14 protein-coding genes are annotated in these 15,472 nt (G+C 39.9%); 2 read left to right on the forward strand and 12 right to left on the reverse strand.

The window, feature by feature from the left end; translation table 11 throughout:
* Positions 1–76: 76 nt before the first annotated feature.
* The 8 genes from NSQ43_RS15655 to NSQ43_RS15690 all read right to left on the reverse strand — a co-directional run bounded on the left by NSQ43_RS15655 (position 77) and on the right by NSQ43_RS15690 (position 7,790).
* Complete coding sequence (locus NSQ43_RS15655) at positions 77–856, reverse strand: cyclase family protein (protein WP_339251698.1); 780 nt, start codon at positions 854–856, stop codon at positions 77–79.
* Between the two features lie 36 nt (positions 857–892).
* On the reverse strand, positions 893–1,597 hold the full coding sequence (locus tag NSQ43_RS15660; RefSeq protein WP_339251700.1) for an ABC transporter ATP-binding protein: 705 nt from the start codon (positions 1,595–1,597) through the stop codon (positions 893–895).
* Positions 1,584–2,315, reverse strand: a complete 732-nt coding sequence (locus NSQ43_RS15665; RefSeq protein ID WP_339254952.1) for an ABC transporter ATP-binding protein — start codon at positions 2,313–2,315, stop codon at positions 1,584–1,586. Before NSQ43_RS15665 ends, NSQ43_RS15660 begins: the two co-directional genes overlap by 14 nt.
* 12 nt (positions 2,316–2,327) lie before the next feature.
* Positions 2,328–3,299, reverse strand: coding sequence for a branched-chain amino acid ABC transporter permease (locus NSQ43_RS15670; protein ID WP_339251702.1), 972 nt, complete (start codon positions 3,297–3,299; stop codon positions 2,328–2,330).
* Positions 3,296–4,162, reverse strand: coding sequence for a branched-chain amino acid ABC transporter permease (locus tag NSQ43_RS15675; RefSeq protein ID WP_339251704.1), 867 nt, complete (start codon positions 4,160–4,162; stop codon positions 3,296–3,298). The genes NSQ43_RS15670 and NSQ43_RS15675 overlap by 4 nt, the downstream gene beginning before the upstream one ends.
* Before the next feature lie 12 nt (positions 4,163–4,174).
* A complete protein-coding gene (locus tag NSQ43_RS15680) occupies positions 4,175–5,392 on the reverse strand; it encodes an amino acid ABC transporter substrate-binding protein (protein ID WP_339251705.1) in 1,218 nt (405 codons plus the stop codon).
* 37 nt (positions 5,393–5,429) lie between these two features.
* Positions 5,430–6,230 (reverse strand): helix-turn-helix domain-containing protein, encoded by an 801-nt coding sequence (locus NSQ43_RS15685; RefSeq protein ID WP_339251706.1) that lies wholly within the window; start codon positions 6,228–6,230, stop codon positions 5,430–5,432.
* A gap of 993 nt (positions 6,231–7,223) precedes the next feature.
* A complete protein-coding gene (locus NSQ43_RS15690) occupies positions 7,224–7,790 on the reverse strand; it encodes a GNAT family N-acetyltransferase (RefSeq protein ID WP_339251708.1) in 567 nt (188 codons plus the stop codon).
* A 173-nt stretch (positions 7,791–7,963) separates the two neighbouring features.
* Here NSQ43_RS15690 and NSQ43_RS15695 point away from each other — a divergent pair, with 173 nt between their 5' ends.
* Positions 7,964–9,370 (forward strand): IS110 family transposase, encoded by a 1,407-nt coding sequence (locus NSQ43_RS15695; RefSeq protein ID WP_339251710.1) that lies wholly within the window; start codon positions 7,964–7,966, stop codon positions 9,368–9,370.
* Positions 9,371–10,037: 667 nt separating this feature from the next.
* Here the strand turns inward: NSQ43_RS15695 and NSQ43_RS15700 are convergent.
* From NSQ43_RS15700 to NSQ43_RS15715, 4 genes are read right to left on the reverse strand one after another with little or no spacing between them, the layout of a single operon-like run.
* Positions 10,038–10,490 carry a hypothetical protein gene (locus NSQ43_RS15700; RefSeq protein WP_339251711.1) on the reverse strand — a complete coding sequence of 151 codons (453 nt, stop codon included), beginning with the start codon at positions 10,488–10,490 and terminating at the stop codon, positions 10,038–10,040.
* Complete coding sequence (locus NSQ43_RS15705; protein WP_339251713.1) at positions 10,490–11,290, reverse strand: DUF3100 domain-containing protein; 801 nt, start codon at positions 11,288–11,290, stop codon at positions 10,490–10,492. The genes NSQ43_RS15700 and NSQ43_RS15705 overlap by 1 nt, the downstream gene beginning before the upstream one ends.
* 36 nt (positions 11,291–11,326) lie before the next feature.
* A complete protein-coding gene (locus tag NSQ43_RS15710) occupies positions 11,327–12,208 on the reverse strand; it encodes an NAD(P)-dependent oxidoreductase (protein WP_339251715.1) in 882 nt (293 codons plus the stop codon).
* A 43-nt stretch (positions 12,209–12,251) separates the two neighbouring features.
* On the reverse strand, positions 12,252–13,700 hold the full coding sequence (locus tag NSQ43_RS15715) for an aldehyde dehydrogenase family protein (RefSeq protein WP_339251717.1): 1,449 nt from the start codon (positions 13,698–13,700) through the stop codon (positions 12,252–12,254).
* A 323-nt stretch (positions 13,701–14,023) separates the two neighbouring features.
* Here NSQ43_RS15715 and NSQ43_RS15720 point away from each other — a divergent pair, with 323 nt between their 5' ends.
* Complete coding sequence (locus NSQ43_RS15720) at positions 14,024–15,472, forward strand: sodium/proline symporter (protein WP_339251719.1); 1,449 nt, start codon at positions 14,024–14,026, stop codon at positions 15,470–15,472.

Below are 15,472 nucleotides of genomic sequence, written 5' to 3' on the forward strand. Positions count from 1 at the left end.
TTTAAATCCTCCTCTAATCTATTCAAATGAGTCAGTGGTCCTGTTCGACTGCATACTCACTATCACATGCAGGTAGTTACATATCAGAATTTAATATTGCTACCGGTCGAGCCCAACCTGCACTTGCCCCTTTAATTTTCACAGGAAACACAGAAACTTTAAATCCATAAGGTTTTGGTATTTGATCGAGGTTTGCTAATTTTTCAATCTGACAATATTCCTTATCTTTCCCGACAAAATGTGCCGACCACAAAACACCGTCTCTCGGATTATCAGAGTAATCCTTAGCTTGAATATGGAACGGAATATCCCAACCCCACCCATCCGTTCCCATTACTTTTATACCTTGCTCAATTAACCAGTGAGTTGCTTCCGCAGAAACACCCACATGGGAATTGAAGTAATTTTCTTTGTAATAGTATTTATCCGCATCGGATCTTATCATGACGATATCGTAAGACTTTAACGTGTAATTAATTTCGGATAATTTTTGCTTTAAGTCTTCAGTTTTAATTTCATATCCAATTGGCTTATCAGTGAAGTCTAATAAAACGCCATCCCCAAAGAACCAGTCTAAAGGCAATTCATCAATTGTTCTCGCCGGTTTTCCTTCACTTGTTTCCGCATAATGATACGGAGCATCTACATGTGTACCTGTGTGAGTTGTTAAATTAATCGTTTCAACAGCCCAAGCTTTCCCATCCGGAAAATCATTAGGCTCCAAGCCAAAAATCTTAGCCCCGGCTACTGCACCTTCTTCATGTGTTTCATAGGTTATTGAAGGAGGATAAGGTTCCTTAGAATCGTTATCAAGTGGAACACTAAGATCAATAAACCTTAATTTATCTCTGCTCAATTTAGTGCACTTCCTTTCTACATCTCGAAACCAAATTCAAGAAATTCCTAAGTATACATTTCTAATTTCATCATTATTTAATAGCTCTTCCCTAGTTCCATGGGTATACATTTTTCCGTTATCCAAAACATAACCGTAATCCGCTATTTCAAGTGCACCTACAACTTCCTGGGAAACTAGTAAAATAGTGATACCTTCCCCAACCAATGATTGCACTGTTTCCAAAACTCCGTTGGCTAGTAAAGGCGATAATCCTAAAGTGGGCTCGTCTAGTAAAAGTAACTTAGGTCTTCCCATCAGACCTCTACCAATGGCAAGCTGTTGTTGTTCCCCGCCTGATAATGTACCTGCTTTTTGGGTTTGTCTTTTTTCTAAAATCGGGTACATGGTAAATATTTTTTCTAATAAACTATTCTTTTGTTGTCGGGAAACTTTGATTGCCCCTAACTCAAGATTTTCTCTAATTGTCATCCGTGGGAATATCTTTCGTCCCTCAGGTACATGTGATAGACCGTGTTCACAAACCTTATATGGTTTGAATCCAGCAATTTCGTGATTATTAAATGTTATGGAACCGGAGGATGGATTTAGTAATCCTGAAATCACGTTCATCAACGTCGTTTTACCCGCCCCATTTGAGCCCATTAATGCGGTGATTGTACCACTTTTAACTTCTAACGACACGTCCCGTAATACTTGCGCTTCGCCATATGAAAAATTCACATTATTAACATTTAACATCTTTTACTTCCTTCCGCTGTCCAAGATAGACGTTAATGACGTTTTCATCTTTGACTACTTCTTCGGGTACACCGTTAGCAATGATTCCACCAGCCGATAGTACAAATACCCGATCGCATACTTCCATTACAGCCTTCATAACATGTTCAACTATTAAAATAGTCAACTTTAATTCTTTGGAAATATGTTTTATTTGCCTAATTTTTTCGTCGACATCCACAGTACTTAACCCTGCAAAACATTCGTCTAAAAGTAATAATTTAGGTCGGGTGGCGAGAGCTTTTGCTATTTCCAAGCTCTTCTTTTCGGAAAGTGTTAAGTACTCTGCTGGAATATTCGCCTTATGACTTAGGTTTACTAATTCCAACAGCTTTTCAGCATCATCTGTAGCTTTCGATAAATTACTTTCCTTTCCGGCATACATGAGTGCCGGCAGTAAATTTTCACGAACAGTTAAACCTTTATACGGTCTTACAATTTGAAAAGTACGACCAATTCCCAAATTGGCTATTTTGAACGGTTTTTCCCTTGTAATATCTTGACCGTTAAAAATAATACTTCCCGAATCCGGTCGAATCAGTCCAGATATCATATTGAAGAAAGTGGATTTACCTGCCCCATTCGGTCCAATCAATCCACATATTTCAAACTCTTTAATATCTATGGAAGCCCCTTTAATTACTTCTATTCCTCCAAAACTTTTATGGATATTCTGCATAGCAAGCACTGCCTATACCCCCTTTCCTTTTTTCCATTTTAGATCGACTGTACGACTGTTTTTAATTAATCCAATAATTCCATTTGGCAAATATAGGATTGCAACAACTAGTAAAACACCAAAAATAATCTGACTTAAATTCGAACCTATCGAAAGGACTAACACTTCATTAATAATCGTTACTAATAAAGCACCAATAAATGCACCTTTCCATGAATAAGTTCCACCTAAAATTGCCATTAATACAATCATTACTGATAAATTGACACTAAACATAGAGTTCACATAGATAACTCCCTGATACCAGGAGAAGATACCACCAACAACACCAGCTAATCCACCCGAGATGACATAGGCTGTTAATTTAACTTTAGTTGCATTGACACCCTGTGTACTTGCTACTTCTTCATCCTCGCGAATTGCTATTAAACCTAATCCAAACTTTGACTTTTCAATGATTTGGGCAATTAAAATTGTAATGAATAAAACTACTGCCATCATTTCGTACAAAATAAAATTACTCATGAAGACTGAATCTGAAGGTGGTTTAACAAAAATCCCGGAAGCTGTATTGATACCTGGTAAATTTAAAACAAGCGCCGCAATTGCTAATGCAATAACGAGTGTAATGACTGAAAAGTAAGGGCCTCTTAGCCGTAAACTTGGATAACCGACAATCAATGCGATCAATGCAGAAACGACTCCAGCCAAAGGTGTTGTAAAAATTGGTGACCAGCCAAATTGGGATAGCAAAATTGCCGTGGTATAGCCGCCAGCCCCAACAAAAGCCGCATGACCAAAGCTAACATAGCCGGCATATCCCCCCAAAATGTTCCATCCGACCGTTAACGATATATTCATCATTAAAATGAAGATAAACGAAATTAAATATAAATTCAGGCCCATATATGGCAATAATGCCAATAGGATAAACCCTATAGCGATACTAATGTACGTTAAATTGTTCTTCGTAAATGCTTTCATATCCTAACCTCCCTTGTCCGAATGATTAGGATTAAAATTAATATCGCAAACATGACTAAATTGACCAGTGAATACGGAACCCAGACGCCGCTGATTGTTATAATCATTCCAATTGCCAATCCACCCAATAATGTTCCAACAACACTTCCAACTCCGCCTAATATTACAATTAAAAAGATCGTAATTAACCAATCCATATGAATTGTTGCCTCAAACGGAAATAGTAATGATAATGAAACTCCTGCAACTCCGGCACTTGCTAATGCAATTCCTAAGGTGATCGACGTGACCTTTGCTGTATTAATACCGGTTAGTGCTGCACCGGCTGGCTCCTGCTCGTACGCCCGTACTGATTTGCCGGTATATGTACGATATAGAAATAGATAAATCAAAAACAAAGAAATTAATGACAATACCGCTGCAATAACTTGACCACCCGAAACATAGACGGAGCCAAATTTATAGGAAGTTAAGGTATATGAGGCTTTGATTAACCTTGGATTTGCTGTAAACCCCCACATCATAAGGTTTTCTAATGCTACTGCGATCCCAAAAGTTAACACCATTGAAGCAAAGCCGATATTTTTACTTTTCTTACTCAATCGGGTAAAGATTGATTTATTTAACCCTACACCTATTAGATAAAATACAGGTACTATTGCAATCAAGGCTATTAATGGGTCTAAGTTTAAGAAAGCGGAGGCAAAATACCCAATATAGGCTGCAAACACCGCAAAAGCGGCATGTGATATATTGATAACCCCGGTTGACCCCCAAGTCAGGCTAAAACCTACGCTTAGAAGCGCGTAGGTTAGGCCGACTAGAAAACCACTTACAATTCCTTGTAGTAATTCTATGCCCATGGGTACTCCCCCTTACTCATTTGGATATGGATAGACTGGCTTGTCTGTTGCTACATCTTCTGGCCAAACGATAACAGGAACCCCATCAATAACTTGCGTTAAATATGAATATGGAGTTGGTAGCCCTTTTTCGTCAAAAGTAAATGTACCACCAATCGTTTGCACAGTGTTTTCTCTTAACCAATCTTTAATTGCCTGATGATCTATTTCTCCTGCGCCTTCAACAGCTTGCGACAATACCTGCATCCAAGCATAACCAAACATAAAATATGGCGGTGCTTGTGTACCGTACTTATCCTTGCTCATTTTATTAAGTTCTTCTATCCCTTCGAATGGGAGTGACGGATGCATTGCAGTTCCTGAAAAGACGTTATTCCCCTCCGCGCCAAGCTCTTCCTGCCAACTTGGAATGAGAGATCCTATTCCTTGTAAAATTGCTTTCGGTTGATAATCAAGAGCCTTGATGGCACGAACCGTTTGAACACCATCCCCGAAAAAGCCATTCGCGAAGAACAAATCTGCACCAGCTTGTTTCGCTTTATTCACCAAAGGTTCAGCTGATTGTAATGGCAATTCGTAGAGCTCATCTACTACTAATTCGATACCTAATTCCTTTAGACCTATTTTAGCTGAATCGCGTACAGAGTGACCCACAGCATTATTCACTGAAATCATTGCTGCTTTTGTTGGCCACGTCTCCTTCGGTTGTGTTTTTAACCAATCAAAAAATCCGTGGTACCACCATTCACCCATTAGTGGTGGAGCCCCAAAAGCATAATCAAAACCTTGTTCAAATGATTTCATATGACCACCCATAGAGATGTAAACCATTTTATTTTGCTCCGCAACTCCCATTTGTGCTGCAGCAGAATCACCGGGATAACCACCAATTAATAAATCCACATTTTTTTGTGAGATTAGATTTTGCAAAAATGACACAGCGTTTGCCTGATCCGATTGATCGTCAATAATCTCTAATTCAACTTTTTTACCTAGTAAACCACCATTTGCATTAATTTCATCTACCCAATATTTATAACCATCTTGGATAAACAAACCTGTCTCAGCATAAGGGCCAGTCAATGGTAATGTCCCACCAATTTTTATTGTATCGCCAGCATTATTGCCCTTTTTGCTTGTTCCTTCTGTAGGTGCACAGGCAGTTACAAACACCATTAATAGCACCATGAAAATTGCAAAAAAGGACTTTGATCCAAACTTCTTATCCATCCCATTCCCTCCCAAATTATCAATAATAAAATTAACTCTAAAACCAATCTACTAAACCTTCCAAGTTTTCACCGTACTTTTCTTTTAGGGACGCTTTAAAATCATCAATTACTTTATTGATATAAATATCATGCCGAATATAATTTACCGTTATATTGACGAGTGATTGATGACTGGAGACAACAGCATATTCAGATAAAGCTTCCAAAATAATAACGCGACTATTATCAAAAACTATATTTAATTCGCCGTCGTGTCGCTTCTTGCTTGATTCAAATGTAAAATGTCGTACATTAACCCACGGGGTCGGAATTGGGTACTCATCAAAGATAGTGCTAACGATTTTTACTCCTCTTTCATGAGCCCTCAATAAATAATCATAAATAACATTAATCTCTTTTGACCAAGCACTTATTAAAATCTGTTTCTCTGCAAATTCAATTTCATCCTTTATTGCCTGTATAGATGGTCCATACCCATCTATGTGAAATAGCTCTTTCCATTCTAAATCCACTGATGTCGCAAGGGTTTTGAATTCCCTTTCAAGCAAATGGTAATTCTCAACAAAAACCTCTTCAAACATTTTTAGTAAATCTTGATAAGGTATGGGACTATATCTTCTACTTTGTGATTTATCACCCCCAAAAACTGAATAGACATATCCTTTTTCTTGCATTCTACGCAAAGCTTCATAAACCTTAGGCCCGGGAACCCCTGATGACAGCGCTATCATATTTCCGTTTGCTGGGTGGGTTTCTAAGAGTGATATGTAAATCTTTGATTCATATTCAGTAAATCCATTCTTTTTCAATGAATTTATTACCTGTTCTCTACCCATTATCATCACCTGATACTATGTTACTACTGGGGTAGTACAATGTCAATGTAATATTCGAACACCTCTGAATGTTTGGAGGTTTTTCTCTTATTCATCTATTTATCAGGTTGGATTTATTTTGAAATAATAGGATGGAAAATCAAAAAACAGAAGACCCGTTTTTTCGGCTTCTCCTGTTTTTTATAATTACTTAGTTTCCAAATATTTGTTTTGAAGATTCTTTCGCTTTTGCAGGGTCAGACACTAACTCATTACCTGTTTTAACTAGTGGGCTTACAGTTGAGATGGCTTTGAGTTTATTTCCTTTATAATAACTTATGAAAATCATCTTGATTAATTGTTTAAAGAATAGCCTTTCGCAAATCTTCACTCTCTGAGACATCACTATTCATTGTATTGAATAGTAAATAGCTGACTGCATTGCTTTCAATACTTTGTAGTGCAAATTTACTGTCGTTTTCGATGATCTCAAATTTAGTCATGGGAACGGGATAAAATAAATGAATCTCACTATTTCTAAGTGCAGCAAGTGTACTGTGTTCCATAACTTCATAGTTGTAGGTATATACAATTTTAGTGTATTTACTGAGTAGTTTGGTGCGCAAACGGATACCAACTTCAATTTCCCTAAGACTTTCCTACTTGCATAGTTGTGCCATTATGAAGATTTTCACCACCGATAGGTCGGTGAGCTTTTGCGTTTGATAATTCAGCACCGGGCAATCCAAGGCATTCACCGGTAATTTAGATAAGTATTGACGAAAGACTAAATTTTGGTTTACACTTTTCATGAGCTTGCTCCTTTTGATAGTGTAGGGAACTGATTTAGTCGTCGTACCCTACCTACATTAGGAGCTTTTTTGTGTTTATTCAAGCATTAGTATTCCTTAAAGCGGACACTTTTCCAGGTATTCCCTGGCACGCAACGCTAATGGGCACCGAAAAGGCAACAAAAAAGGCATTACAGACCAAAAGCTGTAATGCCTCTCTTTATTATTGTATAAGTTTCACCATATGATGGAAGGGTTCTCCAATGATTGTCCAGGGAGACACGATTTCATATCCGAGTCGTTTGTAAAGCCGAATCGCGGAATCTTTTTGTGTTTCGACATTTAAGGACAATTTGGTGTAACCTTGCTGCTTTGCAAGATCTTCTGCGAAAGTGAATAATTGAGTTCCGATTCCTTTGCCACGGAAATTCGGAGCGATACCAACGGTATCTATATACAATTCACCCGGTAATGATTCCGCATCGATTTCAGGTGTTGGGACACCTTTTCCAATCAGCCAATTCGTCAAGTTGCAATCCAACATTGAAGAATCTTCCCCTGGATACAAGACGATAATGCCCACCATGTGGTCACTCATCTCCGCAATATATGTATTCAGATAGGAGTGTCGGTTGTCAGTTCGCATGAATAGCTCACGCAACCTTTCTGCAACCATTTCATCTTCGGTTGCTCCTGTTAGCCAATTGGCGATTTCTCCAATTGCGTCCATAATGAGCGGGACAGCTTTTTCCGCATCTGTCGGTTGTGCGGGTCTAATTTGGATATTCATTTTCAGGATCTCCTTTTTCTTTGATCCTTAGTATATCAAAAAAACTTGTAAAGGTACCTATTATATGAAATAGATTGTATTCAACGCAAAAAACCATTGTTTTCAGGGTATTAGAGAAGTACCAATCACAGAACTTCCGAACCCACCCCACTATAAAAGAGGAGCTGAAAACAATGGCTATAGTGACATTAAATCATATTCAGGGAAAAAACGGAAGTAATTGGAGTCGGTTGATGCGAAGTGCTGAAGCTGATAAGTATTGTATCGTGGCTGTGGATGCGGCAAAGTATGTTAATGCGGCGATTATATGCAATATAGAAGGTTACATTTTGAAGGGGCCATTTGAATTTGATGGTTCTCAGACAGGGTTCAAGGTGCTGAAAAAGGAGATCAACCAAACACGAGAAGCCTACCAGCTGACTGATGTTATTCTTGGGATTGAGACAACAGCCCATTATTACGAGGATTTGGTTAGGGTATGCGGGGAAGAAGGCTACCTTATCCGGATTATCAACGCGGTGACAACGGCTGAGATTCGAAGAAAGATGTTGAACTACACGAAGACCGACCGAGTGGATTTGAATGCGATTGTACAAGCGGTTCTACAAGGTCATGGGGAAACGAGTCGTAAAAAGGAAGAGGATTTTGAAAATCTTAAGACATTGACTCGTGCCAGAAGAAGGATGGTTGATGATCAGACCCGCTGTGTGAACCATATACGGCTATATATGGATCATATCTTCCGTGAATTTCAAGGTAAAAACATGCGGATCGATGGAAAGAACCAGTTAGTGAAGATATTTGAAGAAATCACTTCAAAGTCGGCGCTCTTTTTGATGAGACATTACCCACATCCTTCGGACGTTCTTTCTTTGGGGCATGCGGGATTAAGGAAACTATCAATCGAAAACAACCTTAAAATGCGTGATAGTACCATAGAAAGACTCTTAACCTATGCCAGGGAAAGCATTTCAAAGCCAAAAGAAGCCTTGGCTACTGAACTTCTCCTTCTTCGTCTTAAGTTAGATGAATTTGAGTTGATCCATCGTCAGATAGCCGAATTGGAAGAAGTGATAGAAGAGCTACTTCTTAAGACGGATGGAGGAATACTGTTAAGTATTCCAGGTGTTGCCACAACACTCGCTGCCGAATTGACGGCAGAGATGGGCAACTTGGAGAACTTCCACAGTGCAGATCAATTGATCAAAATGGCTGGAACCAATCCGGTTGTGAAACAATCAGGAGGAAAAAAAGCCTCTCACTTCGCCATTTCCAAGCAAGGTAGGGCCCCGTTTCGATGTGTTGTTTATCTGTTAGGTAGATCTGTGGCTCGTTTCAATCCCGAGATGAAGGAGCACTATCACAAGCTAAAAGAGCGTGGAAAGCTGACGGGGCAGGCCTACATTGCCTTAGGCAATCGGATTCTTCGTATAGCGTATGCCATGCGTAAGCACCAAACTCTTTATAAAAGTCAGCAGCCTGATTATGTTCTGAAAAATGTTATCACTGGGAAACTAAGAAACAATCGTAAAGTAGCCGCGTTTTACAGTCGTTTTGTTGAAATAGAACATCTTGTATAGCGCAAAATAAAGGTGCATGGAATGGAGTGGTGGGCGTGATAGCCTTCGCAGGCAAAGCCAACCCTTGATAAGGCTTGCTTCTCGGCATGGTACTCATGCCCACAAAGGCTTCAAGTTAAGTTCCAACTACTCATCTATAATTGTCTTTAGTGAATCAAATTAAAAGGCATCTTTCCGGAGCGTAGACCACATAGAACAATGGTACGTGAGGCCTTACAGGACCTCGATGCACAGCGTAATGGGTCTTGTTCCATAAATACGGATAAAACGTTAAAGAGTAGAGTTTAAATGAAATAGGATGTATCCCTGTGGAATGAAAACACAAGACCTTTCACGCTACGGAAAGATGCCACTATAGAGTGTTCTGTGATTGTTGAGTTTCAAAAAAATGGTATTTCGGAACTTTGGTTTCGTGCGGCCAAAAATACATGAAACATAGCGTTTGACTTATTTCACATTAAGCGCTGTGCAACAAACTTTCATGACAATTCAACCAATTTGAATAAATATACAACACATTAAAATAAATACCAATCTAACAATATTATAGATTTATATTTATACATTTGTAGTGAATTAACTGAATTCAATCACGCACAGGCACCTTAATAATCTGAATTCAATCACGAGGTACCTGAAAGCTATGAGAACTTGGTACTTGAAATTCTTAAATAATACCTTGGAATCGTAATATAATTTCTGCAATGACGGCAGATCCTAAAAATGTCCCGAGCATAACGAGAATTGCAACTATGATTGTTTTCCAACCAAGTTTGACAAAATCAGTCCAAGAACGTCCAATTGCAATTCCTGCGTAAGCGAGTATCGGTGTTGCGAGAGCTAATAGTTGCACATCGGTCGTCCACTGTACTACTTTTTCGGATCCAGGAAACCAAGGCATGGAAACAATGACCCCGATAATCGAAATATATGCGATACTCGGGAAGTTTATAGGGATCAGCTCTTTTAAGACAAATCCTGCCAAACAGATAAGAATGAGTGTAATCATTCCCGGTACAGCCTTAAGTGGAAGAATATCATAACCCGCCCAGTTGCCAAAAAGGGCAGTGATGCCAAAAATCCCTAACAACAATGTCCATTCTTGAATGTTTTTCAGCATCAGTATCCCTCCTTATTGCGAGTCATTCGAGCATAGATTTTTTCTGTTAGTGGAAGTGCAATAAAGATACTTACCCACAAACCTGTAGAAAGCGACAGTAAGTTACTTGCCCCCGCAAACGCGACAATTTGAGATTCAAGTTCCGGAAATGCAGCAATTAGTGAACCACTTGCCGCCGCCATCATACTTCCACTTCCGACGCCTGATGCCATCGCAAACGATAGTGGGCTTAGCGGAGTAATTGTAGCTAATAATCCAGATATGAGACCAAGGAATACTGCTCCAAACACTGTCCCAAAGATATACATAGCCATAACTCCCCGTCCTTCTGGTGAGTTAATCCCGAATTTATCCATGATTAGGCCAACGTTCGGTTCACGGCCAATGGAGTGCGTCATTCCTATAGCCTCTCGTTTAAGGCCTAACCAAATTGCTACCGGTAATGCAAGGAAGATTGTCCCTAAGTTACCAAGCTCCTGCAATAATAATGCAGGCCCTGCCTCAATAATTTGCGGTAAAGATGGCCCAATAATGACCCCAATTTTCGCTAACAACAAAGAAACACCTAAAACTATTATCGGTTCAGCATTTTTGGACTGCTTTTCTTTCACAACCGGTGTGAAATAAAGCACTAAACCAATCACCAATGCATATAACATCGGTAATAATAGAATTACACCTGGCCCTACGGGAATTTTAAATGTACCAATCATTTCAGTGATAATTACAATACCTAATACAATTGCATGCAACCGCCAATCTTTCCAAATCCCGGCAAGCGAATTCTCATTTCCAACCATTCAAATCTCCCCCCATTTGTTTATTCCCCTAAAAAATCAAGTTTTTGCTTCTTGCTCAATCAATTCCGCTATAGCTGACGAATCACGTCTGCCATGGCCTGTCGCATTCGCCCGGTTAAACAACTCATGCGATGCATCACTAATTGCTGTAGACACCCCTACTTCTGTTGCCAGCTTCTGATACAGAGATAAATCCTTCAACATGTTGGCAAGAGAAAATGTAACATTGTCATACGTTTCATGAAGTATGGAAGGTCCGAACACATCCATTACTTTTGTTTGCGCGGAGCCCTTTTGAAAAAGTTCCCTCAACTTTTCTTTCGATATACCCGCCTTTTCTCCAGTTAGTAAAGCTTCCCCTAACAGTGATATGATTCCTCCAACAACCATGTTATTGCACAACTTGACAATTTGCCCTGCTCCGCTTGACCCCAAGTATTCAACATGTTTCCCCATTGCTTGAAGTACCGAAGAAACCTTCTGAAAAGTCAGGTCTGAACCGCCGACCATTATGGTGAGCGTTCCTGAACTTGCGCCCTCAGGTCCACCACTCACCGGACAATCAAAATAAGATATACCAACAGATCTTGCCAATTCCTCAAGCTTTCTTGTCGTCGCAACGTCATTCGTACTCATATCCAGCACAGCACTTCCGGGCTTCATAAAATGCAAGGCCCCTTCATATTCATTCGACAGGACACTTTCCACTAAATCCGTTGTTGGCAAAGATAAGATGACTACATCGCACGCCTTGGCAAGCAATGGAACTGTAGCAGCTCCACTCCCTCCTTGTGCTATGACACGTTCAACTGCTTGCGGATTCGTATCGTATACCGTGACTTCATAACCTTTGCGAAGTAAATTCGTTGCAATCCCATATCCCATTAGTCCGCATCCAATCACGCCTATCTTCTTCATAAGATTTCCTCCAGTCATTCCTATCTGACAATCCCCTCCCATTTCAAGGCCTAATATACACCGTTTTGTAATCCGTCCAGAAATCTAATGTTGTTGATCCCTGCTCGCGCGGTCCAATACTGGATGCCTTCTTACCACCGAACGGATACTGATTCTCAAAATAGTTGGAAGGGATATTCACATGGGTTACACCTGATTCAATAGTACGAATGAAGTGGAAAGCTTTCTTTAAGTCATTCGTATAGATTGTCGATGACAGACCAAATTCGCTATCATTCGCAAGTGTTAGTGCTTCTTCATACGTATCTACAACACTCATGCCTATGACCGGTCCAAAAATCTCTTCTTTGAAAATAGTCATCTCTGGCGTAACACCACTAAACAATGTTGGAGCAACGAAATATCCTGCGTCAAGGCCATTTTCTGTCAATTGCTGTCCACCGCATTCTAGTATTGCACCCTCGTCAATTGCCGTTTTCACATAGTGTAAATACTTCTTTAATTGGCCTTCATCAACGACTGGTCCGTTGTCGACACCTTCCATAAATCCATTGCCTATCTTCAATCTTCTAACTCTTGCAATAAGTTTTTTCGTCAACTCTTCTGCAATCGGACGAAGTACGATTAGACGACTTGTACCTGTGCAACGCTGTCCATTGTCCAAAAATCCACTGACAATTAAGTTCTCCACCGTTTCATCGATATCTGCATCTTCAAGTACAATCGATGCGTTCTTCCCCCCCATTTCCGCTTGTATTTTAGCACCACGTTCACTAACGGCCTTTCCAAGAGCAAGCCCGACTTGTGTAGACCCAGTGAACGATACTGCTTTGATCTTTTCATGACTGCCAATTGCATTTCCGATTACTCCACCGGGACCTGTCACCATATTTATCACACCTGGGGGAACACCAGCTTGTTCGAATAACTCCATAATCCTTACGCTAATCAATGATGTATTGCTTGCAGGTTTAAAAATCACCGTATTCCCCGCGACAATCGCAGGCGCAATCTTCCATATACCAATTCCAAGAGGGAAATTGTAAGGAGCAATCACGCCAACTACTCCAAGCGGTTCACGGATTGTGTACGCAAAAATCCCCGGATCATGCGAGGGAACTGTTTCACCAGTCATCCGAGTTGCTTCTCCACTGAATTGCTTCATCGCTTCAATCGTTTTCCGTACTTCCCCATTTGCCTCTCTGAACGACTTTCCGACTTCTTTCGTAATAATAGTAGCCAATTCTTCTTGCTGATCTTCGAGCAACCGAATGAGGTTGAATAACACATCTCCGCGAGTAGGTGAGGAAGTATTCGCCCAATTTGGGAACGCATCCTCCGCAGCTTGAATTGCTCGATTTACATCCGCTTCATTCGACTTTTGGAAATATCCCAACACCTCTTGGGTTGCAGGATTCAGGCTTGTATACGTTTCGTTCGTGTTTGAGGGCACCCATTCCCCATTAATATAATTATGATAAATAAGACCCATATATACACCCCTTCTATCATACTTGTCCTCCATTGATATGCTATCTTCTATAAAAAAATAACAATTGACTCTTTTGGGTTATGACAAAAATGTACAAACACCGAAAAGCGGCACTATTATTGACATTCCGCCTTTTTTCTTATATATTTGGATATATATTTCGTATTACGAAGGAGTTGAGATGAATTGGATATTTGGTTGAAAACAATCATTTTTTTAAGTCCAGCCGTAATTGGCATTTTGGGGTCAATTATTTTTTTCTACCAAACAAAGCCTAAAGTCGTAGAAAGGAAGTAAAGTAGATTAGATTAGGGGGGATAGATTTGTTTAACGTCATTATTTTTAGTTTTTATATTGTAATGTTATTGGTGATTGGTTTTATTACATACTCTAAAACGAAGTCATCTGTTGACTATTCATTAGCGGGACGGACAAACAATAAATGGGTGACGGCAATTTCCGCATCGTCTTCTGATATGAGTGGTTGGTTATTATTAGGTTTGCCGGGATTAGCTTTTATTTCTGGGTATGGGGCGATTTGGACACTGTTCGGTTTGATTCTTGGGTCATTATTCAACTGGACAGTTGTTGCTAATCGACTTAGAACAATTACTGCGCATTATGATGCGGTTTCACTTGCCGAGTTTTTCGAAAAGAGGGTAAACGATAAAAAAGGCCTGATTGCTATTTTATCTGCCATTATTATTGTTTTATTTATGATCATTAATGCATCAGCGGAGATTATCGGTAGTGGTAAGCTTCTTACGGAGGCATTTGGATTAACATATACAACCGGTATTGTTATTTCTTTAATCGTCGTCTTAATTTATACGTTTTTAGGTGGCTATCTGGCGGTGAGTTGGAGCAACTTGATACAGGGGACAATAATGTTGATTGCACTTCTTGTTGTTCCAATAGCTGGTATCCTATCGATTGGTGGGGTGAATAATCTTTTCGATTCAATTCAGTCGATTGATCCGAATATGTTGACCTTTACGGGCGGTGATGCGGCGGCCTTTGCAATATTCGGTTTCGTAATTAGTGGATTGGGAATCGGAGTCGGCTATCCAGGGCAGCCGCATGTCCTGACAAGTTTCATGGCCATTAAAAATCCAGATGAGACAAGACATTCCACAGTAATTGCAATTACTTGGATAGCGCTTACAACGTATGGAGCAGTACTCATCGGTATGATTGGTCGAGTGCTTGCCCCTGACATTGCGGATCCTGAAACGGTATTTCTCGCCATGACAAAGGTATTGTTTTCAAGCAACACCATTGGATTATTCGCAGCCGCTGTGATGGCCGCCATTTTATCATCAGTTAGTGCATATTTGTTAGTAGCTGGGGCTTCTGTATCTACTAATGTCTATCGGAAGTTTAAAAAGGAAAACCAAAATTCATTAATTGTAGAAAGAATTTCTGTTTTTGTAATTGGTGTCCTTGCATTCGTCATGTCCATGGCTGGCGGAGTAGTCTTCGAAGTCGCACTGTTTGCTTGGGGTGGTTTGGCAGCAAGTTTCGGTCCCTTTATACTTGCATCTCTTTATTGGAAAAAGCTTAACTATAAAGGCGCCGTTTGGAGTATGATTGTCGGAATGGTTGTGAACCTGATCTGGTATTATAGCGGTTTGTCCGACTATGTTTACGAGTTAATACCTGCCATCATATTGAGTACATTAACTCTGATCATTGTCAGCTTAGCCACAAAAGGGCCGGACGAGAAGACTCAAAAGTCGTACGAGGGATATTTACAATCTATTAAAAAGTGA

The sequence above is a fragment of the Sporosarcina sp. FSL W8-0480 genome (assembly GCF_037963765.1).
Taxonomy (GTDB): Bacteria; Bacillota; Bacilli; order Bacillales_A; family Planococcaceae; genus Sporosarcina.

Bases quoted from the DNA above. Each gene is read 5' to 3' on its own strand.
- NSQ43_RS15660 (WP_339251700.1), bottom strand. From the start codon at position 1,597: ATGTTAAATGTTAATAATGTGAATTTTTCATATGGCGAAGCGCAAGTA.
- NSQ43_RS15665 (WP_339254952.1), bottom strand. From the start codon at position 2,315: ATGCAGAATATCCATAAAAGTTTTGGAGGAATAGAAGTAATTAAAGGG.
- NSQ43_RS15670 (WP_339251702.1), bottom strand. From the start codon at position 3,299: ATGAAAGCATTTACGAAGAACAATTTAACGTACATTAGTATCGCTATA.
- NSQ43_RS15675 (WP_339251704.1), bottom strand. From the start codon at position 4,162: ATGGGCATAGAATTACTACAAGGAATTGTAAGTGGTTTTCTAGTCGGC.
- NSQ43_RS15680 (WP_339251705.1), bottom strand. From the start codon at position 5,392: ATGGATAAGAAGTTTGGATCAAAGTCCTTTTTTGCAATTTTCATGGTG.
- NSQ43_RS15685 (WP_339251706.1), bottom strand. From the start codon at position 6,230: ATGGGTAGAGAACAGGTAATAAATTCATTGAAAAAGAATGGATTTACT.
- NSQ43_RS15690 (WP_339251708.1), bottom strand. From the start codon at position 7,790: ATGAATATCCAAATTAGACCCGCACAACCGACAGATGCGGAAAAAGCT.
- NSQ43_RS15695 (WP_339251710.1), top strand. From the start codon at position 7,964: ATGGCTATAGTGACATTAAATCATATTCAGGGAAAAAACGGAAGTAAT.
- NSQ43_RS15700 (WP_339251711.1), bottom strand. From the start codon at position 10,490: ATGCTGAAAAACATTCAAGAATGGACATTGTTGTTAGGGATTTTTGGC.
- NSQ43_RS15705 (WP_339251713.1), bottom strand. From the start codon at position 11,290: ATGGTTGGAAATGAGAATTCGCTTGCCGGGATTTGGAAAGATTGGCGG.
- NSQ43_RS15710 (WP_339251715.1), bottom strand. From the start codon at position 12,208: ATGAAGAAGATAGGCGTGATTGGATGCGGACTAATGGGATATGGGATT.
- NSQ43_RS15715 (WP_339251717.1), bottom strand. From the start codon at position 13,700: ATGGGTCTTATTTATCATAATTATATTAATGGGGAATGGGTGCCCTCA.